At 39.8% G+C, this 26,922-nt stretch carries 23 protein-coding genes and 1 riboswitch; of the genes, 7 read left to right on the top strand and 16 right to left on the bottom strand.

Annotation, left to right across the window (positions count from 1 at the left end; translation table 11 throughout):
• The first annotated feature begins 15 nt into the window (after nt 1–15).
• The gene (locus J9537_RS20275) at nt 16–1,446 is read left to right on the top strand and encodes a basic amino acid/polyamine antiporter (protein WP_218257553.1); all 1,431 of its coding nucleotides are present in this window, start codon (nt 16–18) and stop codon (nt 1,444–1,446) included.
• A 70-nt stretch (nt 1,447–1,516) separates the two neighbouring features.
• Here J9537_RS20275 and menA (J9537_RS20270) read toward each other — a convergent pair whose 3' ends face one another.
• The 4 genes from menA (J9537_RS20270) to pplA form a co-directional block, all read right to left on the bottom strand.
• Entirely contained in the window at nt 1,517–2,503 is a 987-nt protein-coding gene (menA, locus tag J9537_RS20270; RefSeq protein ID WP_218257552.1) for a 1,4-dihydroxy-2-naphthoate polyprenyltransferase, read from the bottom strand.
• Between the two features lie 94 nt (nt 2,504–2,597).
• Nucleotides 2,598–3,548, bottom strand: a complete 951-nt coding sequence (gene menA, locus J9537_RS20265) for a 1,4-dihydroxy-2-naphthoate polyprenyltransferase (RefSeq protein ID WP_218257551.1) — start codon at nt 3,546–3,548, stop codon at nt 2,598–2,600.
• A 1-nt stretch (nt 3,549) separates the two neighbouring features.
• Nucleotides 3,550–4,614, bottom strand: coding sequence for an FAD:protein FMN transferase (locus J9537_RS20260; RefSeq protein WP_218257550.1), 1,065 nt, complete (start codon nt 4,612–4,614; stop codon nt 3,550–3,552).
• 275 nt (nt 4,615–4,889) lie between these two features.
• A complete protein-coding gene (pplA, locus tag J9537_RS20255) occupies nt 4,890–5,789 on the bottom strand; it encodes an extracellular electron transfer flavoprotein PplA (protein WP_218257549.1) in 900 nt (299 codons plus the stop codon).
• 260 nt (nt 5,790–6,049) lie between these two features.
• On the opposite strand from pplA, the gene J9537_RS20250 reads away from it, so the two are divergent.
• The 4 genes from J9537_RS20250 to J9537_RS20235 all read left to right on the top strand — a co-directional run bounded on the left by J9537_RS20250 (nt 6,050) and on the right by J9537_RS20235 (nt 10,139).
• Nucleotides 6,050–8,005, top strand: coding sequence for an FAD-dependent oxidoreductase (locus J9537_RS20250; RefSeq protein ID WP_218257548.1), 1,956 nt, complete (start codon nt 6,050–6,052; stop codon nt 8,003–8,005).
• Between the two features lie 159 nt (nt 8,006–8,164).
• Nucleotides 8,165–8,578 carry a NusG domain II-containing protein gene (locus J9537_RS20245; protein WP_218257547.1) on the top strand — a complete coding sequence of 138 codons (414 nt, stop codon included), beginning with the start codon at nt 8,165–8,167 and terminating at the stop codon, nt 8,576–8,578.
• An 11-nt stretch (nt 8,579–8,589) separates the two neighbouring features.
• Complete coding sequence (locus J9537_RS20240; protein ID WP_218257546.1) at nt 8,590–9,156, top strand: Gx transporter family protein; 567 nt, start codon at nt 8,590–8,592, stop codon at nt 9,154–9,156.
• A complete protein-coding gene (locus tag J9537_RS20235) occupies nt 9,153–10,139 on the top strand; it encodes a polyprenyl synthetase family protein (RefSeq protein ID WP_218257545.1) in 987 nt (328 codons plus the stop codon). Before J9537_RS20240 ends, J9537_RS20235 begins: the two co-directional genes overlap by 4 nt.
• Before the next feature lie 42 nt (nt 10,140–10,181).
• On the opposite strand, the gene J9537_RS20230 is transcribed toward J9537_RS20235, so the two are convergent.
• The 5 genes from J9537_RS20230 to J9537_RS20210 form a co-directional block, all read right to left on the bottom strand.
• Nucleotides 10,182–10,532 carry a DUF1634 domain-containing protein gene (locus J9537_RS20230; protein WP_218257544.1) on the bottom strand — a complete coding sequence of 117 codons (351 nt, stop codon included), beginning with the start codon at nt 10,530–10,532 and terminating at the stop codon, nt 10,182–10,184.
• A complete protein-coding gene (locus J9537_RS20225) occupies nt 10,532–11,380 on the bottom strand; it encodes a sulfite exporter TauE/SafE family protein (protein ID WP_218257543.1) in 849 nt (282 codons plus the stop codon). The genes J9537_RS20230 and J9537_RS20225 overlap by 1 nt, the downstream gene beginning before the upstream one ends.
• Nucleotides 11,381–11,525: 145 nt before the next feature.
• Nucleotides 11,526–13,094, bottom strand: coding sequence for a phosphatase PAP2/LCP family protein (locus tag J9537_RS20220; protein WP_245001341.1), 1,569 nt, complete (start codon nt 13,092–13,094; stop codon nt 11,526–11,528).
• A gap of 24 nt (nt 13,095–13,118) precedes the next feature.
• Nucleotides 13,119–14,270, bottom strand: a complete 1,152-nt coding sequence (locus tag J9537_RS20215; protein ID WP_218257542.1) for an FtsW/RodA/SpoVE family cell cycle protein — start codon at nt 14,268–14,270, stop codon at nt 13,119–13,121.
• Nucleotides 14,242–15,390 carry an FtsW/RodA/SpoVE family cell cycle protein gene (locus J9537_RS20210; protein ID WP_218257541.1) on the bottom strand — a complete coding sequence of 383 codons (1,149 nt, stop codon included), beginning with the start codon at nt 15,388–15,390 and terminating at the stop codon, nt 14,242–14,244. Before J9537_RS20210 ends, J9537_RS20215 begins: the two co-directional genes overlap by 29 nt.
• A gap of 115 nt (nt 15,391–15,505) precedes the next feature.
• A riboswitch (M-box (ykoK) riboswitch) is annotated at nt 15,506–15,673 on the bottom strand.
• Between the two features lie 363 nt (nt 15,674–16,036).
• Here J9537_RS20210 and J9537_RS20205 point away from each other — a divergent pair.
• On the top strand, nt 16,037–18,244 hold the full coding sequence (locus J9537_RS20205; RefSeq protein ID WP_218257540.1) for a MucBP domain-containing protein: 2,208 nt from the start codon (nt 16,037–16,039) through the stop codon (nt 18,242–18,244).
• A gap of 45 nt (nt 18,245–18,289) precedes the next feature.
• On the opposite strand, the gene J9537_RS20200 is transcribed toward J9537_RS20205, so the two are convergent.
• On the bottom strand, nt 18,290–18,985 hold the full coding sequence (locus J9537_RS20200; RefSeq protein WP_218257539.1) for an alpha/beta hydrolase: 696 nt from the start codon (nt 18,983–18,985) through the stop codon (nt 18,290–18,292).
• Complete coding sequence (locus tag J9537_RS20195; protein WP_218257538.1) at nt 18,986–19,621, bottom strand: pentapeptide repeat-containing protein; 636 nt, start codon at nt 19,619–19,621, stop codon at nt 18,986–18,988. It abuts the gene before it with no gap.
• Between the two features lie 147 nt (nt 19,622–19,768).
• Here J9537_RS20195 and lepB point away from each other — a divergent pair, with 147 nt between their 5' ends.
• Nucleotides 19,769–20,338 carry a signal peptidase I gene (gene lepB, locus J9537_RS20190; protein ID WP_218257537.1) on the top strand — a complete coding sequence of 190 codons (570 nt, stop codon included), beginning with the start codon at nt 19,769–19,771 and terminating at the stop codon, nt 20,336–20,338.
• Between the two features lie 69 nt (nt 20,339–20,407).
• Here lepB and J9537_RS20185 read toward each other — a convergent pair whose 3' ends face one another.
• The 5 genes from J9537_RS20185 to J9537_RS20165 form a co-directional block, all read right to left on the bottom strand.
• On the bottom strand, nt 20,408–20,827 hold the full coding sequence (locus J9537_RS20185) for a hypothetical protein (protein WP_010743687.1): 420 nt from the start codon (nt 20,825–20,827) through the stop codon (nt 20,408–20,410).
• A gap of 2 nt (nt 20,828–20,829) precedes the next feature.
• Nucleotides 20,830–22,128, bottom strand: a complete 1,299-nt coding sequence (locus J9537_RS20180) for a Y-family DNA polymerase (protein ID WP_218257536.1) — start codon at nt 22,126–22,128, stop codon at nt 20,830–20,832.
• 197 nt (nt 22,129–22,325) lie between these two features.
• Nucleotides 22,326–23,084 (bottom strand): nucleotidyltransferase domain-containing protein, encoded by a 759-nt coding sequence (locus tag J9537_RS20175; protein WP_218257535.1) that lies wholly within the window; start codon nt 23,082–23,084, stop codon nt 22,326–22,328.
• A 31-nt stretch (nt 23,085–23,115) separates the two neighbouring features.
• Complete coding sequence (locus tag J9537_RS20170; protein WP_218257534.1) at nt 23,116–25,668, bottom strand: metallophosphoesterase; 2,553 nt, start codon at nt 25,666–25,668, stop codon at nt 23,116–23,118.
• A complete protein-coding gene (locus J9537_RS20165; protein ID WP_218257533.1) occupies nt 25,652–26,908 on the bottom strand; it encodes a class I SAM-dependent methyltransferase in 1,257 nt (418 codons plus the stop codon). Before J9537_RS20165 ends, J9537_RS20170 begins: the two co-directional genes overlap by 17 nt.
• Nucleotides 26,909–26,922 lie beyond the last annotated feature (14 nt).

Genomic DNA, 26,922 nt, shown 5'->3' with positions numbered 1-26,922 from the left:
ATTAGGAGAATAGTTATGGAACAGAATCAAGTACCTGACAATCATACGAAAGAGCTAAGTCTGTTAGGTCTAAGTATGATCGTCATCGGGTCAATGCTCGGAGGCGGCGTCTTTAATCTGCCCAGTAGCATTTCCCAGTCAGCTGGTGTGGTGGCTTCCTTATTGGCGTGGCTGATTACTGGTGTTGGGGTATTCTTTATCGCAAAGGTCTTTCAAACCCTCTCGAAGGAAGAGCCTGAGATTATCGGCGGCATTTATTATTATGCTAAAGATGGCTTTGGGGACTATATCGGCTTCAACTCTGCTTGGGGATACTGGCTAAGTAACATTATCGGGAACGTTTCCTTTGTCATCCTCTTTTTAGATGCTTTGAGCAAATTTATTCCCTCTATTGGCGGTTCAGGGGGACAAATCGGATTGTTTCTAGGCACCTTCATGATTTGGGGAGTTATCTTTTTAGTGGCTCGCGGTATTCGCACCGCTAGTATTTTGAACACGATCGCCACAAGCGCAAAGGTCGTTCCGATCTTATTAGCAATTTTTCTTTTATTTGTCCATTTTAAATACCAGACCTTTTCGATGGATGTCTTCGCCAAAAATATGATGCTTAACGGAAAACAGTTAGGCAGCATTCCGACACAAATTCGTCACGCGATGCTGCAAACAATGTGGGTTTTCGTTGGGATCGAAGGTGCGGTGGTTTTATCAGGACGTGCCAAACGTGCCCGTGATGTAGGGCGTGCAACATTGATTGGGTATTCTACAACACTGGCGATTTATGTTTTAATCGTTATGCTAAGCTTCGGCTCATTGCCGCAGGAGCAGCTGGCAAACTTACCGAGTCCTTCACTCAGTGGTGTTCTGCGGGCATCGACCGGCCCTTGGGCTGGCAGTATGATCGATATCGGTGTCATTATTTCCGTCTTAGGCGCCTGGATTTCTTGGACGATTTTAGCTGCTGAAATTTCTTTTGATGCGGCTCAGGATAAGATGTTCCCTGCTTTCTTAGGTAAAGCCAACAAGCAAAATGCTCCCGTGAACGCACTAGTACTGAATGGCGTAATCATGCAAATCGTCTTTTTAATTTCTCGCTGGGCGATGGATGCCTTTCAAGCAGTAACAGATACGGCGACCACAATGGTGTTAGTTCCTTATGTCTTGTCCGCCGCTTTTTTATGGCAGGTTGCTAAAGGTAAAAAACATAAAAATCAACAATTTTTAGCTCTTGGAGGAATCATTTATGGCTTTTATATGCTCTATTCCTCTGGCATCTTGAATTTGCTTTACTGCATTGGGATCTATGCATTAGGCTTTGTTTTCTGGTTATGGAACAGTCATACTTATAAGCGACCGGTCTTCGCCACCAAGCGAGACAAGCTGTTATTTGCGATTGTTACTATTTTAGGAATCGTCAGTCTGATCGTTCTTTTGCTGCAATTACGTTAGGAAGCTGGACATCCCCTCTTCCTCTACCTAAAAAATGAGCCAGTGATTATTTAAATCACTGGCTCATTTTTTAGATATACTGCAACATCATGGTTACCAAAAGCCCCAATGCGTAGCAGCTGTTAAAGACAATTAAATTTTCAACAGACATAGGAAAGGTTTTGCTTTTGATTTGTTCTCGCGTGAAAACTTTGGTTTGCGGGATTACCTTTACAAGACTGATAAAGGTAATTAGGATCGGCCACTGATAGATCCCGGCGATTAAGCCCATTAAGATCACACCATAGCAGCTATACATGAGAAAGTTGAACAATCGCACACCCCACTCGCGTCCAATATAAAAGGGCAATGTATAGCGGTGATTTTCAATATCCTGTTCCAAATCGCTTAAATTGTTCGCCAACATGATATTGGCAATAGTCAGCATCAATGGCAGAGCTGCCCAAATAACCGCAAGCACAGCCATCGTATTGCCTGTGATCGCAAAACGCTGTACGCTTAATTCCATATAAAATAGACGTAAATCATAGGTATTCAAATAAATCGTAATGGCGAAGATCCCCAAACCCTCAGTAACACCACTAAATATTTCTCCTAACGGCATTCTTGAAAGTGGAATAGGCCCATAGGTATAAAACACACCGACAAAGAAGCAGGCCGCACCCATTGGCAGGAGCATCCAGCCCGTTTGAACCACTAGGATCAAACCCACGATCGCCGCAAAGCCTACCAAACCAAAAATAAGTCGTTGAATCTGCTTCTCCGATAAATTTTCTCGACCAATAAGGTTCTCTTCATATTTGTATTTTTCCGAATGTGCTTTTAAATAATCCATATAATTATTGATAGCCGTAATCGCTAAATCAAAGGCAAACATGCCGAAAAAGAAAAAGAGCGTCTTTCCTGGATGGAAGGAGTGAAAATACGTATTGGTAAATAGAACGGCAATCACAAAAGGAAAGATGCCAGCGAATTTTGTACGTATTTGCACAAGCTCAAAGAAATGTTCTTTCGTCAATTTATTCTGACCAGCTTTTAGTTTCTTAGTATTGTCCATACGAACTCCCTAAATCATAAATTTTCCTATTTCTTCTATTATAAGTAAAGTATGCTCACCCTATCTTAATTGATAAGGTGAGCTAAAATTTCGACTAAACGATCCCCTGCAAAAGCAGCGTTACAAACAGACCAAGAGCATAACAACTATTAAACGAAACAAGATTCTTGATGGACATCACGAAGGTTCTGCTTTTCACCTGTTCTTTCGTAAAGGCTCTTGTTTGTGGATAGACTTTCACCAAACTAAGGAACGTGAGTAGAATTGGCCATTGGTAAATCCCAGCAAGCCAGCCTACTATGATCGCTCCATAACAGCTATACATCAAAAGGTTAAATAGAACGACCGCATTTTTCTTTCCTAAATAAAAGGGCAGCGTATAACGATGATTGGCGATATCCTGTTCTAAATCACAAAGATTATTTGCCAGCATAATATTCGCGATCGTGGCGATCAGCGGAAGTGAGGCCCACACAACTGCTAAAGCTGCCGTGGTAATTCCAGTAATTGCGAAATGCCGCAAGTCCAGCTCCATGAAAAAGAGTCTTTTGTCATAGGTATTCAAATAAATCGTAATCGCAAAAATCCCCAGTCCCATGGTTACACCGCTAAACACTTCTCCTAAAGGCATTCTCGATAATGGGATCGGACCAAATGTATAAAATACCCCGATGAAGCAGCAGGCACAGCCCATCACCAAAAGCAGCCAGCCTGTTTGCACAGCCAAGGTTAGTCCAACGATCGCCGCAAAACCGATCAAAGCAAAAATGATTAAAACAACGGTTCGTTCAGACAGCTGATCTTTTCCGATGACGTTTTCTTGATATTTGTATTCTTCAGAATGAGCCTTGCGAAAGTCCATATAATTATTGATCGCTGTCGTCGCCATATCAAAGGCAAGCATACCAAAAAAGAAAAAGAGAGTCTTTCCCCAATGAAAGGAATGAAAATAGCTGTTTGTAAACAACACCGCAATCAAAAAAGGAAATAAACTTGCTAATTTGGTACGAATCTCCACTAGATCAAAAAAGCTTTTTCTTGTCATATTATTTCAAATCCTTATCGTTGCCCATGGTGTATCCGGCTTCCTTGTTCAATTCAAAAACATCCTTCAAACCAGAAGTTACGTATACTTTATCGTCGCGAGTAACAAAAATTGCTTCCGTATCCTTCAGACTTTCCACGTACTGAATGCCCTCTTTTACCCCCATCGAAAAGACTGCCGTAGACAATCCATCGCCGTCGATTGATTTTTTCGAGATGATCGTGACACCAGCAATATCATTGTCAAAAGGATATCCTGTCTTAGGATTAAACAAATGATGATACGTTTTGCCATCAACTTCTAAATAACGTTCATAGATACCTGACGTTACCAGTGACATATTACTTTCTGGAACACTACCCAAAACGACATTACGAGCCTGATTAGGGTCTTGGATTCCTACCGTCCAGTCCTCTTTTTGATCCCCTCTAGGGCTATGCCCCATCACATAGACATTTCCGCCAAGGTCAATAATTGCCGTCGTTACGCCCTTTTCTTTTAGCACCTTCACGACTTCATCGGTAATATATCCTTTAGCGATCGCGCCTAAATCTAGCTTCATTCCCTTTTCCTTCAAGTAAACAGATTTCTCTGAATCATTGAATTCAACCTCGTGATAATTGACTAATTTCAAGGCTTGATCAATTTCACTCTGATCGGGCTTACGAGCATCAGGAAAACCAATACGCCATAGTGAAGTGATCGAACCGATCGCCATATCAAAGCCACCCTTAGAGTCTTGACTATATTTGTAGGCTTCTTTAAGTAAGTAATACATGTCATCGCTTACCTTCACTGGCTTTACGCCCGCCTCTTGATTGATCGCATCGATTTCCGATCCTTCTTGATTCACCGTAATCTTATCAGCCAGCTCTTTTACTCGTTTGAAGGCAGGTTTTAATGCCGCTTCTTTGCCATCATCATAGATACGAATCTGGACATATGTACCCATTAAAAATTGTTTATCATCATAAGGCTTCTCATTTATTTTTGGCTTGTCGCTACCGCAAGAGGTCAACAAAATTGCAAGCAGCCCAAGTATCATCAACAGTGCACGTTTCTTCACGTTCATACTTCCTTTATCTATTTAAAATTTTGTCACCTTATCATAGCGTTTTTAGCAAGGTTTTCAAAGTATTTTTCATAATAAAATCGCAAACTCGTTTTGATTTACGATGCCAAATTACTACTTGTTCCACAGCAGCTCTTAAATCGTTTGAAAAGCTGGACAATCAAAATATTATTCTGTTCGGGATAAGCTTTTTCAACCGATTATGCTTCCTCTTCAAAAAAAAGAGCTGGGAAACCCCAGCTCTTCCAAGATTCCCTAAATATCAGGAATTAATTTTTAGTTACGATGTTGTCTACTTGAATCGCTGTTGTGTTACCTTTTTCAGCAGCGTTCACTAATTGTGCAGCATATGTTTGGAAAGCATGTGAAGAATGAGTTGCACCAGTTACCACTTCGACTTCTGAAGGTGTTCCTTTTTCAACTAACCCTTTGTTTAATTCTTCGATGTATTCTTTTGGTCCTACACCGCTTTTTGCTTTCATGTTCTTTTCATAGTCAGCGTCATCTTTTTTAGATTTGCCGTCTTTATCTACCATGTCAAAGTTTGATTCAGTGATTTTTCCTCCAGCAACAGTCATGTTGAAGACTGTACGGTAACCGTTAGAGTAGTTCTTTTCTTCTAACGTATACGTACCATCTTTCAAATCTGCGCCATTGTCGATCTCAATTGTATTCGTATCGCCAGCTTGAGCAGCTTGAACCAATTGTTGAGAGTAATTTTTAAAGCTTTCGCTTGAATGTGTCGCACCAGTAACTACTTCAACTGAATCTGGATTTTGCGTTTGTTCTAAAGATTTATTTAACGCAGGAATGTATTCTTTAGGACCTGTTTTTGTTTTTTCTTTCATGTTTTTTTCGTAATCAGCATCTTTTTGTTTTGATTTACCGTCTTCATTTAAGTAATCATAGTTTGATTTCGTAATTTTGCCATCTTTAACAGTCATGTCAAAAACCACACGGTACCCATTGCTATAATTCTTTTCTTCAAGCTTGTAGGTGCCATCCTTAAGATCAGCGCCTGCTACTTTTTCCGCTGGCTTCGCAGCTTCTGAAGAATTTGTTGAAGAGCTTGCAGCCGTATCTTTATCATTGTTTCCGCCACAAGCAGCTAACGCAAGTGTAGAAAACGCCACCACAGCAAATCCTGATACTATTTTTTTCATTTTCATGATTAAACTCCACCTTTACTATTTTATGTGATTCATTAAACAAGAATCATTCTAAATCACTATCCTAATTTTGTACATCCCTTTTTATATATAACCTACTTTTTCTAATTAATTTATTAAAAAAGACCCTATATTAGTTTATATTAATTCTAATAGACAAAGAAACCAACTATATGTATAATATATTCGATTGTTCAGGAGTTATCAATTCATTATTATTGTGCAGTCATTATCATTTACTAATAAGGAGCGGATTTTCAATGGCAAAACAGAAGATTGTCGTTGTGGGTGCAGGGTATGCAGGTGTCGCAGCAACGAAATTCATGGCCAAGAAGTTAAAAAAAGATGACGTTGAGATCACGTTGATTGATCGTCACTCTTACCATACAATGATGACCGAATTACACGAAGTAGCTGGCGGACGAGTAGAACCAGAAGCAGTTCAATATGATCTGCAACGGTTATTTGCTCGTAAGAAAAATGTTTCTCTTGTAACAGATACGGTGATCGGCATCGACAAAGAGAAGAAAATTGTTCAAACGAAATTAGGCAAGTATCCTTTTGATCAACTGATTATTGGTATGGGCGGTGAACCAAATGATTTTGGGACGCCTGGTGTTAAAGAACACGGATTTACCCTCTGGTCAATGGAGGACGCAATCAAAATCAGAAAGCATATCGAAGACACAGTTGCAAAAGCAGCGCTGGAGCCAGATGAAGCGACTCGTCGGGCAATGCTGACCTTCGTTGTCTGCGGTTCTGGATTCACCGGAATTGAAATGATCGGTGAATTAATGGAATGGAAAAATGTTTTAGCAAAAGAGCACAAGCTACGTCCTGAAGAATTCACTTTGATGGTTGTGGAAGCCCTACCGACTATTTTGAATATGCTTGACCGCAAAGATGCGGAAAAGGCCGAACGCTTCATGATGAAAAAAGGTATTCAATTGAAAAAAGGCGCGCCAATCACTGAAGTCACAGCAGATCATATTGTCTTAAAAGATGGTTCGCAAATTCCGACCAATACGTTGATTTGGACTGCTGGTGTAAAAGGAACGACAGATGCGGCTGATTTTGGATTAGAAGCAGCACGTGGTCAACGTCTATACGCCAATGAATTCATGCAAGCCAAAGGTTATGAAGACAAAGATATCTACATTGTCGGTGACTTGGTTTATTATGAAGAAAACAACGATGGCAAACCAACACCGCAAATTGTTCAAGCTGCTGAACAAACAGCGCATACTGCCGCAGCGAACATTGTAGCTAAAATTAAAAACACACCAAAACATGAGTTCAAGAGTAACTATCAAGGCTTCATGGTTTCCATCGGCTCTAAATGGGGTGTTGCCAACTTGATGGATAAAGTTCATTTAGCCGGCTTTATGGCAATCGTCATGAAACATATCGTTAACTTGAAATACTTCTTTGATATGCGTTCTGGTTACTATATGTTCCAATACATGATGCATGAATTTTTCCACATCAAAAACGATCGCAATGTTACTCGCGGCCATTCTTCTCGGTATGGAAACGTCCTTTGGAGCGTCCCATTGCGTGTCTTCTACGGCTCTATGTGGCTGATCGAAGCATCGAAAAAAGTCGTTGGCGATGGCAGTTATCTGAACCCAAGCTCTTGGTTTGGCAGCGGCTCATGGTTTACTGACAAAGTTGTCTTCCCCTTCCCTTGGCTACAAGAGCAAGTAACAACTGGTGCTTCTGCTGCTGGTTCGCATGCGGCTGAAGCTACGACTGCGGCGACTGGCGCTGCGGGCGGAGCAACTGACGCGGCAGCAACTGCGGCCACTCATTTCGGCTTCAACTATACGTTTGGCGAAAATCCAATGCCGGTTTTCGAAAAGATGCCTCATTGGTTCGCAAAAATCATGGAATTCATGATGCCAAATAAAGATGTCGCTTTGTTTATGCAGAAATTTATGACCTTTGTCGAAATCGGTATTGCATTAGCCTTAATCTTTGGTCTATTCACTTGGTTGGCCAATGCTGCAACGATCGGTTTAGTAATTGCTTTCTGCTTATCAGGCATGTTCTATTGGGTAAATATCTGGTTCATTCCAGTTGCCTTTGCTTTAATGAATGGTTCTGGTCGAGCACTTGGTTTGGATCGTTGGGTAATTCCTTGGATTCAGCGCACTGCCGGCAAATGGTGGTACGGAACACCGAGATCCATTTACGGAAAAGAAAATTCCAACTAATTTGACTGTTTAATAATGGAAAGTTCTAAAGGGCTTGTTTTTCTCTTTAGAACTTTCTTTATGTTATGATAAGAAAAGATTTATTGATGCTTTGTAGGAGCTACAGGTTACTTATCTGTCAAAATGGATAGTACAAGAAAAATAAGAGAGGTGTGGACTTTGAAACTGAAGGATTTTGCAAAAAATAGTTTGCTTCGGCCTTGGGATGGCATCATTGTCGTGATACTTATTCTGCTCTCTTTTGCGCCTGTATTGGTCTTCAGTCTCAATCGAGCATCGAGTCCAACACAAGAAGCGGTTCTTTCGGTTGACGGAAAAGAAATCAAAACCTTTGATCTCTCAGATAACTCGCAGGCCTACACCTATCGTTACGAGGATAAAGATGGCGACTACAACCTGATCGAGGTTAAAGGAAACCGCATTCGGATCAAAGAAGCAGACTGCGGGGATCAAATCTGTGTACGCCGCGGGTGGATTGACCAATCTGGTGAAACCATTGTTTGCTTGCCCCATAAATTGCTAATCGAAGTCAAATCCTCAGACGGAGGGGAACCCGGCAGTGTCATTTATTAACTGCCCTTACTATGAATAAAACACAAAAACTGATTTACATAGCACTTTTAGTCGCTCAAGGGGTTATCTTGGGCTTGATCGAGAATATGTTTCCATCCCCTTTCGCCTTTGCGCCGGGGGCAAAGCTGGGACTCGCCAATTTAATAACAATTGTTGCGATTTTTACTATGCCTAAAAGAGACAGCTTTCGTTTGATCTGGATGCGTCTGATTTTGACCACCCTTTTAGGCGGAACAATCTCCACCTTCTTATACAGCATGAGTGGTTCTTTATTAAGTTATTTCGGCATGCTGCTGGTAAAAAGTCTGGGACCTAAACGAGTAAGTATTATCGGCATCAGTGCCGCAGGTGGTTTTCTTCATAACGTGGGCCAGCTGCTGGTAGCTAGCTGGATCGCTCAATCTTGGACGGTGATGCTCTACTTGCCAGTCATGTCTCTCTTAGGAATTCTTGCTGGAATCGTTATCGGAATCGCAGGAAACTATCTATTGGTACATGTCCGAGCGTTGCAAAAATTTCAATTAGATTATGAATTATCAAAAAAATCGAAGAAAGGATCAGGAGGCTATCAAAAATGAAACTTCATCCTATGTGGCAAGACTATCCTGACCTTGCTGAACAATTGACGATCACTCTTGAACTAATGGAAAACGTCGTCAAATTAAAAAATAAAAAAGTCGAGGCTGCTGTACTAGCCATGATCCACGCTGGCGGAAAGCTGCTGCGCCCCGCCTATCAACTCTTATTTTCACAATTTGGACCAGATCAGGATGAGAAGAAGGCAACATCATTGGCGGCATCCATCGAAATGCTTCACACAGCAACCTTGATCCACGATGACATTGTTGATGAATCCGAATTACGCCGCGGTTTACCGACGATTCGTTCTACTTTTGGGAATGATACGGCCGTTTATGCTGGTGATTATTTGTTCATATGCTGCTTCAAACTGCTCTCCGATTACGCTACTTCTTTACGGAGCCTACAATTGAACTCTCGCAGCATGGAAAAAATTCTTGATGGTGAATTAGGTCAAATGGATGACCGCTACAAGCTTGATCAAACAGTCGACGAATACTTGGAGAATATTTCTGGAAAAACTGCGGAGCTTTTTGCTTTAAGTTGTTCAGTAGGTGCTTTTGAGAGCGGCAATAGTGAACGTTTTGCTAAAAAAGCCGGTACTATTGGACTGAATATTGGGATTGCTTTTCAAATTATGGATGATTTATTGGATTACGAAGCAAATACTGAAACATTAGGAAAACCAGTTCTAGAGGATGTTCGCCAAGGCGTTTACTCTCTCCCCTTAATCTATGCACTGAATCAAGCGCCGCAACAGTTGCGGCCCTACTTGGAAAAGAAAAAGGAAATGACAGATGATGACACTTTGCACGTACAACAGCTCGTTCATCAACTAGGCGGCGTTGCCTATGCGCAACAATTAGCAACAAAGTATACCGAACAGGCCTTAAAGGATATTCGGAAATTGCCGGACAATTATTTTGGTACTAAAGAAAAGCTTGAACGCTTAACCAGTCAAATTTTAACCCGTAAAAGCTAACAAAAAATCCGAGCTGCAGCCTAAACGTCAGCTCGGATTTTCCTATTCTACTAGACCAAAACTCATGCCAATCACCAAAATGACCAATACGATCAGCGTAATAACCACATACAAATAATCCTTTTCTTTCGCAAATGCAAAGATAGACACAACTACTCGTAGAACGGGGGTCAAAATCAGACAAAACAAGCCCAACATGATAAAGGCTTCCCCATTCAACTGCCGTACTCCTTTGAAAATCAACGGCAGACTGCTGGGAACCTGGCCCGAACTTGGCAAAAAGAACAGCAATAGCATTCCCGCCAAAATAATTATGGCTGAAACTATCACACCTATTCGTAAAATGTATCCGATGGAACGCTCAATCTTCAGCATTTCTTCCTTGTTTTCCATTAGATGATCACCCCAAATCCACGAAGAACCATTTGTAGTCCCATAAAGAATAAAATCGGAATGAAAATCATTCGAATCACGATCGGTTTAAGTCGCGTCATGATTCGCGAGCCTATTGTTGCACCTACTAACACACCTAATGCCAGAGGAGCAGCGATTTGTGGCAAAATGGCTCCGCTGAAAAAGTAAACCATCGCGGAAGCAGCCGCAGTGACCCCCATCATCAGATTACTGGTAGCGCTAGAGGGCTTCAAAGGCATTTTCATAATAGTGTCCATCGCTGTCACCTTAAAGACCCCACTGCCGATTCCTAATAACCCCGAAGCGATTCCCGCTCCAAACATCATGGCAAAGCCGCCTGGTACTTTCTCTACCTGATAATCAATTTGTTCATGCAACACTTTATCATAGTATGAGCCATTCAATTTCAGCTTTTCAGCCAACGAATCTCCTGCAACTTTTTCAATCGCTTTGTCTGTTTTTCCCCGCAGCTTTTGAATCATGTTAATGACTGAAAAGAGCAAGAAGCCGCCGAATAAAATAAATAAAAAGCCCCTCGGCACTACGCCTGAAAGTAATGCGCCTACGATCGCTCCAATCGTGGTCGCAATCTCCAAAAACATTGCGACACGCAAATTCAGCATATCATCCTTTAAATAAGCGATAGTAGCGCCTGAACTTGTCGCGATCACGCAAACAATACTAGCCGCAATCGCATACTGAATGTCCAATCCCATTATTAACGTCAAAAAGGGCGTTAAAATAATTCCTCCACCGATTCCTAAGATCGATCCTAGTATTCCGGCCAATACACCGACAATAAGTAATACTCCTATTTGACTAAGCATATCTTCCCGCCTTTCTGCTGCTATTATAACGCAACTTTCTTTTAAAGCAGGAAATTTAGTAAATATATTAAATCATTCGATGAAAATTTACAGAAAACATAGCCGTTTCGCTCATCGATTCTCATCTGCTTCACGTTTTCCTGTTTCATAAATTTAATTGTTTGTGTAGCAACGTTTTCACACGATCTACTTCTTCTTGCGGGATTTTTTGATAGGAGATCCCCGCTTGTCCTGTAAAACCGTCTCCAGTAAATCCTTCCCCCTGAACCTGTTGACTGTCGATCTTAGTCAAACAAGAGTGATACCCAGTCAAGATTTTCTGCATTTGATCAAAGGTTAAGTCTGTTTTCCCATTTTCGCCAATTCCATCTAAAATTTTCTGGTAGCTAAAAATACTTTTAGTTGAAAGGATCTTCTCTATCAATAATTCCATTACTTCACGCTGTCTACCCTGGCGTCCATAATCACCTTTTGGGTCTTCATACCGCATTCTAGAATATTGAAGAGCCTCCCACCCGTTCAAGTGTTGCTTACCTTTTGGGTAATCAATTCCTTCTGCCGAAAAAGCAAAATCATTGTTCACAGTCACCCCGCCAACGGCGTCCACTAGCGTTTGAAGGCCATCCATATTAACCGAAACATAGTGATGGATCGGTATATCTAAAAATTTTTCAACTGTATCCATCATCATCTCAGGGCCGCCAATTGAATGGGCATGATTGATTTTATCTTCATAATCCGCTCCAACAATCTCTACAAAAGAATCCCGTGGAATGCTTACTAAGGTTGTTTCATTCGTTTGATTATTTAGCGTCGCGACCATGATCGTATTGGCCCGGAAATCTGTTTTTCTTTTCGCATCATTGGCAATTCCGAGAATCAAAATACTCATAGGTTCTGAAGCTTGAGGCGTCTTTGTTTTTCCCCCACGCTCAACTGGGGAGTACATAGAGTCCGCCATTTTTTGTGAACTATGATAAAACTTCAATGCAAACGCGCTTAGTCCTGAAACCAATACCACTAACACTGCAAGAAAGCCAATTAGTACCTTCTGCCAAGTTAAAAGGCCATTCTTTCTTTTCCGTCGTGGGGACTGACGGGGGTTTTGTAAATATGGATAGCAGAAACCCGCCGTCCCGAAAGTGAGACCTCCGCCTAAACACACCCCCGCCAAAACATCACTCATATAATGAACGCCTAAATAAATTCTGCCACCTACAATAATGAACGTTAAGAAAAATAATCCTATTTTAAGTAATAGAGGCATGCGCCGTTCTCTGAAAAAATAGAGCACGATCAGCGTGCAAACAAGCGTCATAATCAGCAACGAATGTCCACTTGGAAAACTATAGGAGGAACGAGAAAGGTATTGAATCTGGTCTGGACGCGACCGCTGAATCACCTGCTTTAATAAATAACCTACCCCACTGATAAAGATCAGATTTCCCATGCACCAAACAGCTAATGCCCGCTCGTGTTTTCTCAACAAGTAGACAGCAAGAAGTCCAAAAATAATCACCATCGGACCGATAGTAGCGATTTTCGCCATTCCTCCCACAAAAGCCGTTAAATAGGAAATATTTGGTAAGCGATTTTGGAGAAATACAGCATCTATCCCTTTCATCCAGTGTGCATTCATTGCGACAGCACTAGTTATCACCATGACTGAAAGGAGCATACCTGCACTTCGTAGGAAAAACTTTTTTCGCATCATTTTGTTCAATTCTCCATTCAATTTTTATATTAATCGTTCTTTTTCTCGAAAGCCCATCATGATTCCCAAGCCAACACCTAGAACAATCAAGGAGGTTCCTCCTTGACTTAAAATCGGCAACGGAATACCCGTTAATGGCAAAATACCAATCGCAGCTCCGATATTTTCAAAAATTTGGAACAGCAAACCAAATACAAAAGTAACCGCCAAATAGAGATTGCCTTTATTATTTGTTTTCATCGCAGCTGAAATGATTTGATAAAACAAGTAGAAGTATAGAAAAACCACTAAAGTACTGCCAATGAAGCCAAAGCCTTCTCCAATCACCGTAAAGATCATATCTGACTCACGAACAGGCACATATACGGATGCCTGCTCACTGCCGCGACCAAACAAGCCGCCCGATCCAATCGCGTAAAGACTCTGTACTTGCTGATAGGCAATAGAATCACGGTATTGAAAGGGATCAACCCATGCACGCACACGATCTAGCTGATACGTTTTAAAATGCAGCCAATATAGCAGCTTATTCCCCCATTCACTGAAAACCAAAACCAATAAAGTGGTACCTAAAGCTGCTCCGATACCCGTAATCGTCGTAAGTATTTTCCAATGAACCCCGGATATTACAAACAGCGCACCTAAAATAGCAATAAATACTAAACTCGTTCCAAAATCTCGTTGAATAAACATCAAGAAAAATGTCGGCAGGCTGAACAATGCCACCTTACCTAAATAACGTAGATCACTTTTCAAGGTTCGCTGAGAGCAATTCAACTCATCGATTAGTGTTAAGCGAACCATAAAAAGAGTAAAACTCAGTTTCATCAATTCTGATGGCTGAAAAGAAAAACCGCCGATACGCAGCCAGCGCTTCGTGTTCGTTACAGTGTACATCGCCGGATCATAAAACCAATACAATAGCGCCATAATCCCTAACGATACAACGTAAAAAAAGGGCGCATATTTTAACAAAGTAGCCGTTTTGAATTTACTGACGATCCCCATGGTCAATAGAGAAATCAGGCAAAAAACAATCTGCTTCGTTACAACATTTTTAACGTCAGCCCCATCTAGCTCAGCCGCCATCGATTGTACGCCGATACTAATTAAATAAAAGATGAAAATGGGTAAAAATAAAGAATAGTTAAATTCGCTGCTCAAACGTTTGATCATTTGTTCGATCCTCCGAAGAAAGTTTTAGACAGATACCCAGCGCGATAGAAAGAATCAGGTAGCTCGTCCCCCCATAACTAATAAAAGGTAACGGCACTCCTGTCATAGGTATTAGTCCTAAAATACTAGCAATATTGATACTGGTTTGGAGAAGCAAAAGCGTTCCAACCCCAAAATAAATTAAGCTGACCTGCTGATTCACTTCCTTCGCCGCTAAAACAAATAGACGAAGAGCAATCAGAAAAAGCAATGCCAATACGAGTAAGCCGACAACAACGCCTAATTCCTCCACCAAAATCGAATACACAAAATCTGTTTCCGCTACTGGTAAATAGCCTTTTTTAGTAATACTATTTCCCAGCCCTCTACCAAAAAAACCACCGTTATAAAGCGCGTAGTACGAATTACTCATTTGAAATCCTTTACCGTAGGGATCTAGAAATGGATCTCTCACTAAGCGGATACGATCATAGGTATGGGCAAATAATTCTGGCAAAAGATGGTGGCTGCCCAAAAAAAGTATCGCGCCTCCGATTAAAACAATCCCCAAAATCAACCCTGAAAAAATAAGTACTGACCACTGATAGGGCAATTGCGCAGTCGTAATAATGACTAAAGCGACTCCCCAAATAATGATTGCACCTGTCACTTTAGGCTGGAGCAAAATCAATAATCCGCTAAGTGCCACTAGACCACAAGGAACCAGCATTTCCTTTCTGGTGCGCTTCACGCGGAAAAAATACGCCAAATAAAGAATCAGTGCCACATTTGTGACTTCAGAAGGCTGGAATTGAATACCTAATAAGGAGACCCATCTTTGTGCACCATTAATATTGACGCCACTTATTTTCACTAACAGTAAACTAACTAGTCCAACTGCTAATAAACTTTGCGCTAGCTTACCATTTATTAGTACATTATTTTTCACATGAAAAAGCACAGCAATCAGCAGCCAGCTTAGCCCCATAAAAACCGCCTGCTTACTAAATAGCGACAATGGATTTTCCCCTTCCGCCATCAAACGATAAGAACTAGCACTAAAAACAATTAAAAGACCGATCAGGCTTGTCCCCAAATAAGGTAATAACAGCAGCCAATCGATCTTTTTTCTTTTCATCATGTTCATCTCTCCCTTCATCAAGTAATTGTTTGAGACGAGAGAGTCCACAATAAATAACCTAAAAAAGAGACACCAAACGTTAGCGAAAAAAACTAACAAGTCTGGTGTCTCACACAATCAATCTCATCGTCTGAGTTTTAGCACTAAACAACGTAAAGAATAACTCTTAGCTATTTTATGAAAAGCCTTAATCCGACAATTCCTATTTTACACATTGGCGTCTTTCGACGTTTCTGCGCAATAGCCTATGTTTGTTTAGGAGCCTCACCTAACAAGTTTACTTATATTTACTTTCACAAAGAATACTACTTTTTTTGTCAGTAAATAGCAAAATATTCTAAAGAAAATACGACTTTCTTTACATTTGCTTATAAAATCCTTTACTAAAAATTTACTAGGATCAGAAACCTTTTTATGGTATTTAAAAACCTTCTTTTTATAAAAGAACGAATAATCACAAGTAATTTGAACACTATATTATTTAGTAAGCTCTTATACAATACGCGTCTAATCAAGTGAAATAACTTCTTTATTAAAAAGAAAATGGTCAAATAAAATAATGCAAAAATTAAAACTTGAGCAGTTTATTTATTAAAAAAGAATTATTATTTACCCATTACATACCTATTATAAAGGAGTTATATTTGTGAAAAAGAATTTATATAAATTATTTGCTTGTTCAATCGTGTTGGGCCCTCTCTCGACCTTTCCTATCCAAAGTAACGCTGAAACATCTACTGACAGCAGCGCTCTAAACAGTACGGTTTTCTCTGAACCACTGAACACGACAAGCTCAGTGAATAGTCTCTCATCAACAACAGAAAGCTCCGCAACGCAAGATAGTACAGTAGCGCCCATTCTGGGAACAACTGAACCTTCTACAGCGGATTCACAACCATCAAGCTCTTCAACCGCAACACTTGAACCAGAACCACGTATAGCCTCTGTAGACTCGTGGATGCCAGACCCTGTCTTACAGCAGCTTGTTGCAAAAACGATTGGCAAAACTAAAGATACCTTGACTCAAGAAGATATGACAAAACTTACTAGCTTGTATATTCAAAATTCAGATAATGCTATCGCTAATTTACAAGGGTTGGAGTTAGCCACAAACTTGGACTATTTTTATATGAATTCAAATAATCAAATTACGGATTTTTCAATTTTAGCTGCTTTGCCAAAACTAAAACAAGTCTATCTGATGGGCACAAATGTTAACGATGAAAATGTTCCGAATTTTGGTACAACGATCACTAGACTTAACCTTTCTGGATCAAGTGTTACTGACAAGGTATACGACAAAATCAACAAAATGACGAACCTAGAGTCCTTAACCTTTGAATCAAATATGAATATCACAACAATCGAACCTGCGATAGCTTTAACAAAGCTAACTGAATTGCGTGTTCAGTTTTGCGGGATTACGGATTTTCGCCCGATCAATCAAATGCCAGCATTAACTCAGCTTGCTGCCTATGGTCAAAATACTGGACGAAATGATTCAGCTACAGCGATCAATGCCCAAGCGTTAAATTACGATGCAGACAAACAAACAATCTATGTTCCCTTTTCAATCATGCCGAACCGCATGACCAACTACGATGGCTATATACCGCCTTTCACAACGTCAAATAGCGATAGTCAAACCTACTTTGACTTCAATGGCGTACAGCTAGACAGCAGCCGATTGGCGATTACAGATGAAGGGATTACTGTATCTGGTGTAACACAGGATGAATTTGACCAACTCAAGACCTTTAAATACAATGCTCGTTTGAATAACCCAGCAGGTTCTTATAATCAACCGGATAGATTTACGTTCTATGCTATTTCATCAGGAACCTACCTGCATCAATTTGACGTGCAGCATACGACGCCTTCGCCAGGAGTGACGATTAAATATGTTGATGAGGACGGTGACAATATTCATCCACCACAAATTTATAACGGAAACGTTGGTGAGGATTACGATACAACCACCGAAACTTATCAGCTTGCTATTGACGGCTACACCTTAGACAACACAAAATTACCTGAAAACGCCGTTGGGAAATTTACTGCGGATATGCAAACTGTCATATACATTTATAAACGAAACGACGTAACGTTGAAGGCGCATGACTCAATGATCTCTGTCGGCGATCCATGGGACCCCGCAGATAATTTCGATGGCGGGATAGCTCCTAATGGAGAAAACATCGCCCTTAGCGATGTTTCTGTCAAAGGGACCGTTAACAATCAAACAGCTGGAAAATACGAAATTACCTATACGTACGCTCGTGTTCCAAACAGAAGCTGGTCCGGTGATTCTGCCACTGCAAAAGCGACAGTTACAGTGGTTGATCCGATGGTAACCATTCAATATGTTGATCAAAATGGAAAGAAAATTCATAAAGAAACGGTTATAAAAGGAAAACTAGACACCCAGTTTGATGTATCCGGTAAAGACTATCAACCGGATATCAAGGGGTACGCATTGGATAAAAAACAATTACCAAAAAACGCTAAGGGAACCTTTAGCGCTAAAGCGCAAACAGTCACTTATGTGTATCAGTCTACAACGACTCCAACAACTAGTACCAACGACAGCGAGTCCACGACAACTGCTCCAACCGCAAGCACTGAGACTAGCAGTCAAACCACCGGAGAAATTTCTGATTCAAGTAAGAAGAATAACATGACACCTGTTGGATCATCCAACAATCCGTCTAGAAGAACTATTTCTAACCAAACGACAGCAAAAAAATTGCCTAAAACGGGTGAGCGCTATACGCCAAGCTACCTTATCACAGGTATCAGTATTTTATTCCTTGCCACTACATTGCTGTTTTTCAGCCGTAAAAAAGTAAAATAATGTAAAAAAGTATCCTAGCAAGATTTTGCTAGGATGCTTTTACTTTTATAAATTTGTTTTTAACCACTTTTGAAAAACATCAAGCTGTTCTGGTGTATGAAAGAAATGCTCCCCCGCTTCTACAACCGTTAAGGAGATATCCTCAGCTTCAGAAAAATTTTCAATGGTTTCTCTTGAAGTCAAGTTGTCATTTTCACCATACAATATTTTTGTCGGCACTTTCCAGCTGATTGGGTGCTCCGCAACATATGAATAGTACTCCCAATCCAAAGTGTTGATGGGGGTTTCAATTCGTTTTTCCTTCTCTAGCTCCTCCAATGTTCGGTGGAACCAGATCAGCATATTCTCAATTAATTCTTGCATATCGACAATTGGAGACAAGAAAAAGCTCTGCTTGATCCTTCTATCTTGCGTCGCCAGCATGCCAAAATAAGCCCCGATGCTGCAGCCGAACAATGAAATCTCTTCTGTTTGCTCAGCCAATTCAGCAATTAGTTTATCTGTATCTGCCAGAACATTTTGCGGATTAAGGGCATAAACTTCCCCTTTGCGTTCCCCGTGTTCTGGAAGATCAAAGCTCCAGACCTGATAGCCATCTCTAACCGCAGCCTCTGCGAATAACTGAATGACCGTATCTTCTTTGTGCGATTGATCCCCATGAAAGGCTAAGATTCCCTTAGCACTGGATTCACCCCAGCATACAACTGGAATTCCCTTAATTCGCTTCTTTACTTGTTTCATTTACCCCTCCACAATTTGCAAATCTAATCCAGCCGCAATGATCATCGCCTGATAGGAATCCACCTTCAAGCCCTTCAATTGCTCCATCGAAAAAGCAATCTTGCTAAATTGATTACTCGTAAAATCCAAATCGGCTAGTTTGGTCCGCATCCAATTACTATTATCTAATTCATTATCTGTTAAAAATAGATGCTTCCAAGTTACCTCGAAAAACTCGCTATCCGTCAGTTTGCAATTTTCAAAAGCAACATTTTTCAGGTTCGTCCCACTAAATGAACCAAAATTGATCATACAATCTTTGAATCGACAATCTCGTAAATAGCTTTCCGCAAAGTTGCAGCCCGTTAGTTTACAATTTTCGAACACAACTTGATGAAAACTGCCGCCGATCCACTCAAGATTTGAGAAATCACAATTTTTGAAAAGGACATTCCCTGCTTCGAAGCGAATCAATTTTGTCCGCTGCATCGTTACCTTCTCCAAAATTGTTCGGCGCAGGACAAGATTTTCACACGTTAAATAACTATAGTCGTATTCAATAGCATGGACTTCATCAATCACAGCCTCATCTTCTAAATAAAAATCATCAGTAAAATTCTTCGGTAAAATCGGTGATGCTGGGTAGTTCTTAGTCATTTTCTTTCCCCTATCCATTCATTCATGTTCTCAGTTTCCCATAAAAGGTAAAATTTCTCTAGTGCTTGCTGAAATTTTCCTTGAAGCAGTGGTTAAAAGAAGCTTTTTGTTTTGAAGAATGATAAAATTTACCATTGAGGTGACCTTATGAACAATAAAATAAAAGAATGGCTTCCTGTAGTCATCATTATCGTATTAATTTTTCTTGCTAGAATGTTTGTTTTTTCTCCTGTAAAAGTTGAAGGCCACTCAATGGATCCTTCACTTCATGATAATCAACGATTAATCACATCCAAAATATCGAAGCTGGATAGACAGGACATCATTACTACCAAAGAGCCAGATAATCAAAGTATTTATGTGGTGAAACGAATCATCGGTTTACCCGGCGATCGAGTGGAAATGAAGAATAATGTTTTGACCATTAATGGAAAAGAATACGACGAGCCTTACCTGAATGAGTTCAAGGAAAAATTCAAAAAAGATAAGCTTTTTGACGAATATTCCTACAACAAAGCCTTTCAGGAACAAGCAGCTAATGCAACGAGCTTCACTAATGATTTTGATGTGACCGTGCCTAATGATCAATATTTTGTTTTAGGCGACAATCGTTTGATCTCTAAAGACAGTCGCATCTTCGGTTTCGTTGATAAATCTCTAATCCAAGGAAAAGTAATTTTACGTTTCTGGCCATTAAATGAATTCAAACTCTTTTAGGCACCGAAAAAGTCATGACGACTCTGTCATGACTTTTTCTATTCCTCAATGTGCCAAAAAATAGAGTGGCTACTTCGTGATTTTCTCGTTAAGAATCTTTTTGGGACCGAGTATTTCGACATGGTGAATCTGTTCGATTGTCAAATGAAGCATTCCCCGCTCCTCCTCATTCAAATAGATCTGTTCCTCTCTTTGACCGACAATCTTTCCCACCAGATCATCCAAATAGTTCCCTTCGTTATCTAACGATTCTAGTTGAATAGCGATTCGCTTATTCTTCAAATATGCCTGCTGCAGCGTTTCACCGATTTCCTCTAGGCTCATTTGCTCTTTTTCAATATTGATATGATTTCGAACTTTCGATTCCTTATTCAGCACCGCGGTATGATCCGATAAGTAAAAACCAATCCATTTCATCATTCCACGGTCCTGATAGACCTGCTTTGCTTCCATAAAAAGCTTCTCTGCACTATCATCATCATAGATCATGGCTAATCCATTCCTTCCATTCCGCCAGCGTGGCCGCCGACCAAGCCAGCTCTTTTGATAGCGGTTGCCCCTTCATTTAGTGAATGCGCCCGTACGATCGACGTAAATTTATAGCGACTGCGGATTTGTGCAATGACTTCATCAATTTTTTCTTCCTTCATCGTTTGAAGTGGGTCTTCAAAAAGATTCAGTTGCAAGCTTCCAGCAGGTCGCAGTGAGGAAACTGTAATAGAGATATTTCGTACTTCAGAATTGTCCCAATATCTTTCAAACAGCGCAAAAGCTACACGAGTCAGTTCCTTCGCCTGATGGGTAGGCGGAATTTTTAATTGATGATGAAAGCCACCGCGTTTTCCACTTCCAAAATAAGCATAGGCGATCCCTAAATGCAGCGTGCCGCCTAAGACATCCGCTTTACGCAAACGTTGGGCAACCTGCTCGCAAATTTCAGCAATGACCGTCAGGATATCTCCTTTATGTGCGTAATTTTTCGGCAAGACCTGTGAATTGCCGATAGACTTTTCCTTAGTTGGATACAAATCCTTTTGGGAAAGAACTGAGCGATCAATCCCCCACGCATGCATATAATGCTGCATTCCCATCACACCATAGTGATTTTTTAAAACAAACGGATCGGTATGAGCTAAATCGCCCATAGTGCTTAAGCCCATCATTTGATAGCGCCGCTCCATCCGGTTGCCGATTCCACAAAACTTACTCAAACGAAGCGGCCAAATTTTTTCTGGTACATCTTGATAGTGCCATTGAGCGAAATGATCCTTCCGCTTTTTTGCTTCGATATCCATCGCAATTTTCGCTAATAAAGGATTATCCCCCATCCCCAATGACGTATAAATACCAATTTTTTCTATAATTTCTTTTTGAATCCTTTTTCCGACCTCCGCCGAACTATTGCCAAACAACTTCCAGCTATGAGTCAGATCGCCAAACTGCTCATCAATACTATATGTATGAATGTCCTCTTCTGCCATATATGAACGAAAAATTTCCTGAATGCGCATGTGGTATTGAATATACAAAGTCATCCGCGGTGGTACAATATGCAGCTTTGGATGATTAGGAATTTCAAAACCACGGCTAACATTACTGATGCCTAACTCTTGTTTTGCCATCGGACTCGCCGCTAAAACCAAGCCAGCATTTTCCCGATCCCCACTCATAACGACTAACAGGTCTTTTAGTGGATCCAAGCCCAGCTCGATACATTCAACACTGGCATAAAAACTTTTAGAATCCATACAAAAAACATCTCTGACTGGCTCTCCTTCATAAATGTTCATCAAAACCACCTCCTTAAAAACCAAACATATGTTCGACTTAAGTTTAAGTTTATTCTGATTTTTTGTCAATGAATTACTCATAAATAATCTATAGCCAATTTTTAATGAAGACGATTTTATTTTTCATGTAACTAGAAAAAGCGGGAAAACATTTAATCGTCTTCCCGCCTACAGCATTTTTATTAAAAAATTCGGATCTATTTTATCCATCTTAAGAAAAAGCTATTTAAATCTGTAGAAGGAATCTTAGGACTTTTATCAAGAAGGTTTACATATTCAGTGAAAAATTGCAATTGCTGATCTAAGAAAGCATTTAGCAGTGGAATCGCCATCTCTATAGCCAATTCATCCCCAAGTCTTTTCCGAATTAGAAGTTCATTGATTACTTTTAATAGCTCCGAAGATAAATTCGGAAGTTCCAACAGTTTTTCAAATTCAACAGGAGGTCTTTGATGGTATTCTTTAATCCACATACATGCCAATATAGGACGAAGGACATAAAAATATTTTTTAATTCGAACATGCTCCTTCTTCAGGTATTCACGATAATTTCCATCAGCCATATGCAGATAGTGATAAATCAGTCGTTGTTCATTCAAGTTCTCCTCACTCAACTTACGCAGCTCGGTTAAAAATTGTGTGTTTATAGAGTAAACAATCGGAGAATTCAACCACTCTAATAATGCTGGATTGCTCTTTTGCAGCAATTTTAGCGTTTTGTCTAAATCCCAGCCGCAAATGTCTAATTGCTTATCGATGGGAAATTCCAAATGATCTGCCCTTTTGTCTAATTTCAAATACCACTCTATCTTTCGGCGGTAGATAAAGCGAACATCATAGTCGCTATCTTTAGAAGGAAATCCCCAGGCTCGACTACCGCTTTCGATTGCGTACAGGATTTCGATATTTTCTTGTTTTTCGATTTCCTGCAAGGCTTGCTCAATTTTTTTCTTCATTTACATCCCCCCTAATACATCCCCCTAGCGTTTAAAGTCTTGGATCAAAAGAAACTTCCTTATCCATCTCAAACAATAAATTAGCCAATAGGTCTAAATAATTGTTGTTCTCTGTTGTTAATTGAGTGGTTGGAAGCTTTAAAAGCTCCTGTGCAAGCTCATATTCTTTGATTGACGTCCGTAATTTGTGAGAAGTATTTTTTCCTTTAACCAGCTTTTGATAGTGCTGATGACTGCGATAAGTATACCCATAAATCAAAGTTAAATATGCTTCATTTCGAACTTTCAAGAACGGGGCAACATTTTTTTTATGCTGCTCTGGTTTTATAACGATTCCTTCCATCTGCTGTTCCAAAGTCATTTGATCGAAATAACTTTGAGCTTGTTGAAGTGCATTTTCTGCAGTTAGATCTAATAGTAAAAATTTATCCTTATTTAAAAACTGATAAATGTCAGATGTTGGTTGGTCTATTATTTCCTCCTGATTATTTTGATAAACGATTTTCAGTAAATCAAAAGCTTTAAAATGCAAAGGTTCTTCTTTCCCGTACAAGTCGATTTGTTGCTGATACAAAGTCAAGGCTTCTTCCTGTTCTTGTAAAGATACTTGCTGGGGTGCAGCTTTTAACCATTCTCTATACTGACGTGTCTGATGCTCGCCATATTTTTTCGCTAATTGCTTTTTCGATAAATGGTAACTATCTGTCTGAAAATCAGAAGTAGCTACCTGATCGCCTAAATCTTCAAACAGGTTGGAAAAGTGACTGTTTTTCAAAAATGCTATTTCCGTTTCAATCCCCTTAGCGACTGGTAGATACTCTAGTTGGATCAAATTTTCCCCCATTGCTCGCCAAGGTAGTAACTCTCCATCCAACAACAACATACGAACTTTATTTTCCTTCATATAGTCAGAAAATTGTATCTGTAGATCAGCAAAGACTCTCTCAATTTCTGGAACACGAATTTTGTAGCCTTTACGAGAAATAGCATAACAGTCTTCCAGCTTATCAAACAAATATACATTTGCTCGAGATCCCATGTATTTAGGCTCTAAGACGACCTGATCCACTTCTTGTTGACGATAATAATCGAGTGCTTTCGCTAAAGACTCCAAATCATTTTTCTCTTTATCAGCCGCAGCCGGCGCCATTGTTCCTGATAAATATTGAACTTGATTCTTCACCAGATGAAATAATCTTTTACGCTCTTTATCGTCTAATTTTTCCCAAGACTGCACTTTAGGGCGTGGAAAGAGTACCGGTAATGCTTCAGATTGTGCTTGCTCAGAAGAGACCGAAACAAGTGCATTCCCCCGACTGAAAAGTTTAATGGCGCTTAATTTGTTTCCATATACAGCTCCAGTATCGATCCCATATTTATTTTTTATTCGATAAATTCCATGAGACGCAATATGACCAAATACATGAACTGGTAAATTATACATGCTCTCTTCCTCTAACCATTGAAGCTGTTCCTGTACAGTTTTGTCTCGATTCAAACGAAAATTCCGCTGATTTCGCAATGAAACACTATCCATTTTCCCCAGATATTGCTGATGACAAGGGGCGTGTGTAACGATAAAAGATTGCTTTTCATTACCAATTCGCCGTAAAAATGGCTGACTTCGTTCAACTAATTGATTAAACTTTGCTAAAACTGTCGATTCTTTCATCAAATAACCGATTGAAGTGAAATGCTGATTGATTGTCTCCTGATCGGCTCCCTTGATTTCACCTTTTAAGTAATGGTAAACAAAATTTTCATGATTTCCTAATACAAACTGGAAATGTTGCTGATTATGATAAAGAAATTCAACCATTTCGGCTGTTTGATGTCCCTTATCAATCCAATCCCCTAGCAATATTAAGGATAACGGATTGTTTCCAGCGATAGTCATTTCATTTCCATTTACTCGATAGCCCAATTTTGAAACCAATTTTTTTAAATCTGCTACAGATTCGTGAACATCGCCGATCACAGCATAATCCTGTTCATTGGACAATAGGGTGCCTAGATAGTCTTCCTTCCTTTCTATCTCAACGCTAAATTCTTGAAAATCCTTTTGTTTGATCCGATGAACCGCTGCATAATTCTCCTTCGCCAGCTTTGGTAATACTTCGCGCTTTAAGCGGTCTACATGTTTGTTAATCAATACCTTGGAACGCTCTGATGCGTATAAATCTTCTCTAGGATAGTCAAAAATGATTACCTCAACACGATAGTGATTTTTATCCGCGATTGCCTTTACTTCCTGACGAAAATCTTCAGCTAGTCCGATGGTATCAACAATTATAAATTCCGCATTGATTGGATAGCTGGTTAAAAAATCCAACTTAGCCTTCAAATAAGGAAATGTTACACCTGATGCTTCTAACATACTTGCGGCATATTTGTCATAATCTCGTCCTAATAGTTCTCTACGCATATCATCGGAAGACAAATGATGAATATTGGTTTCAAAATTTTTCTGTTTATCCCGAAAAGCCAACTGAGGAATCAGTATATCCTTAGCGAAAGTTGTCTTTCCTGATTCTGTAGGTCCAATTAGCAAAAAGATCGTATGGACTTTAGTAGTGATTTTCATGATAAGTCTCCCTTCTTTCAATCATTGCGCCTTGAGTAGTAGCAATCCTGTTAACTTGGTCTCCTGTTGAAAAAAAATGAATCGTAAATTCATTACCAACAGTCTCTGTAAGCCACTTCTGAAAAACACTCGCTTCCAGTTCAAATTTATGATCTTCATGACGCATTTGATTATTAGATAATCCATAAAATACATTAAAACCTTTATTGGGTGTGGATAAAATCAGACGATGAAACGGATTTTTCAACAAACGCTGCAATAAATCTGTTGCTTCCTTTAAAGACATATGTTCAATAACCTCCATCAATAGAATATCCATCCCCTCTTGAAAAAGGACTTCATCTAATGAAGAGAACAGTTGAATATTTTCTAGTCCCATCCGCTCCTTGCGATCTGCGGCATAAGCCAAAACTTCAGAATCAATATCCACTCCTATATAGGACTCAACCTTATCTGCAAACCTGAAATATGCACCTTCCCCACAGCCAACATCCAAAATACTGTGCTTCATATCTAAAAGTTCCCTAACCTTTTCAATTCGTGAATAACCCGTCCCACGATAAGAAAAAACAATTTCTTCTCGACCATTTTTTTCAGTTGCTTCTTTGTATTTAAAAAAGGACTCTTTCTTATACAAAAATTTTCGAACAAACAAATTTCTCAAATAATACGGCGCTTTAATGCTTTGAAGCGCTTGAATACCACGCTGAATCAATGAGTCACTTTCATCTAAAAAAGTACTACTTTCCTTAGCTAACAGCAGCAAAACTAGATAGGTCCCTTGTAAAAGCTGGTAGAGTGAATCAGCTGTCACCTTCACTTGATAAAAGCCATCTATCACTACTTCTTCTGTGATTCTAAACTCTGGTAATATTCGACAGATTGATAGAAACATTTCGTATTTTTTTATTTCTATCATCGAAATAACTAATTGATTGTATGATTTTCCTGATTCTTGTATTTTCATTGCCGACTTCAAAAACTCCGTCATTAAGGATAAATAGACCTGTGGCGCCGAATACTGCTTCACATTTAGATAATGCTGCTGTTCCTCTCTCGTCGAACGAAACGACAGATTCGTTCCATAATCTTGAAAATACATGCAGTATGTTTCTAGAGATTCATACCAGCCGAAACCAGTTCCATTACGAATCCTCCTCAATTGCAAACCACCTTCCGGATGCTTCTTGATTAACTGTGTGAATTCCGGATGATCGGAAGTAAGAGTTAGAATTGCCATGATTGCTCCTCCTT

The organism is Enterococcus raffinosus (genome assembly GCF_019175485.1).
Classification (GTDB): Bacteria; Bacillota; Bacilli; order Lactobacillales; family Enterococcaceae; genus Enterococcus_A; species Enterococcus_A raffinosus.
This window is presented reverse-complemented; position numbering and strand designations above follow the sequence as displayed.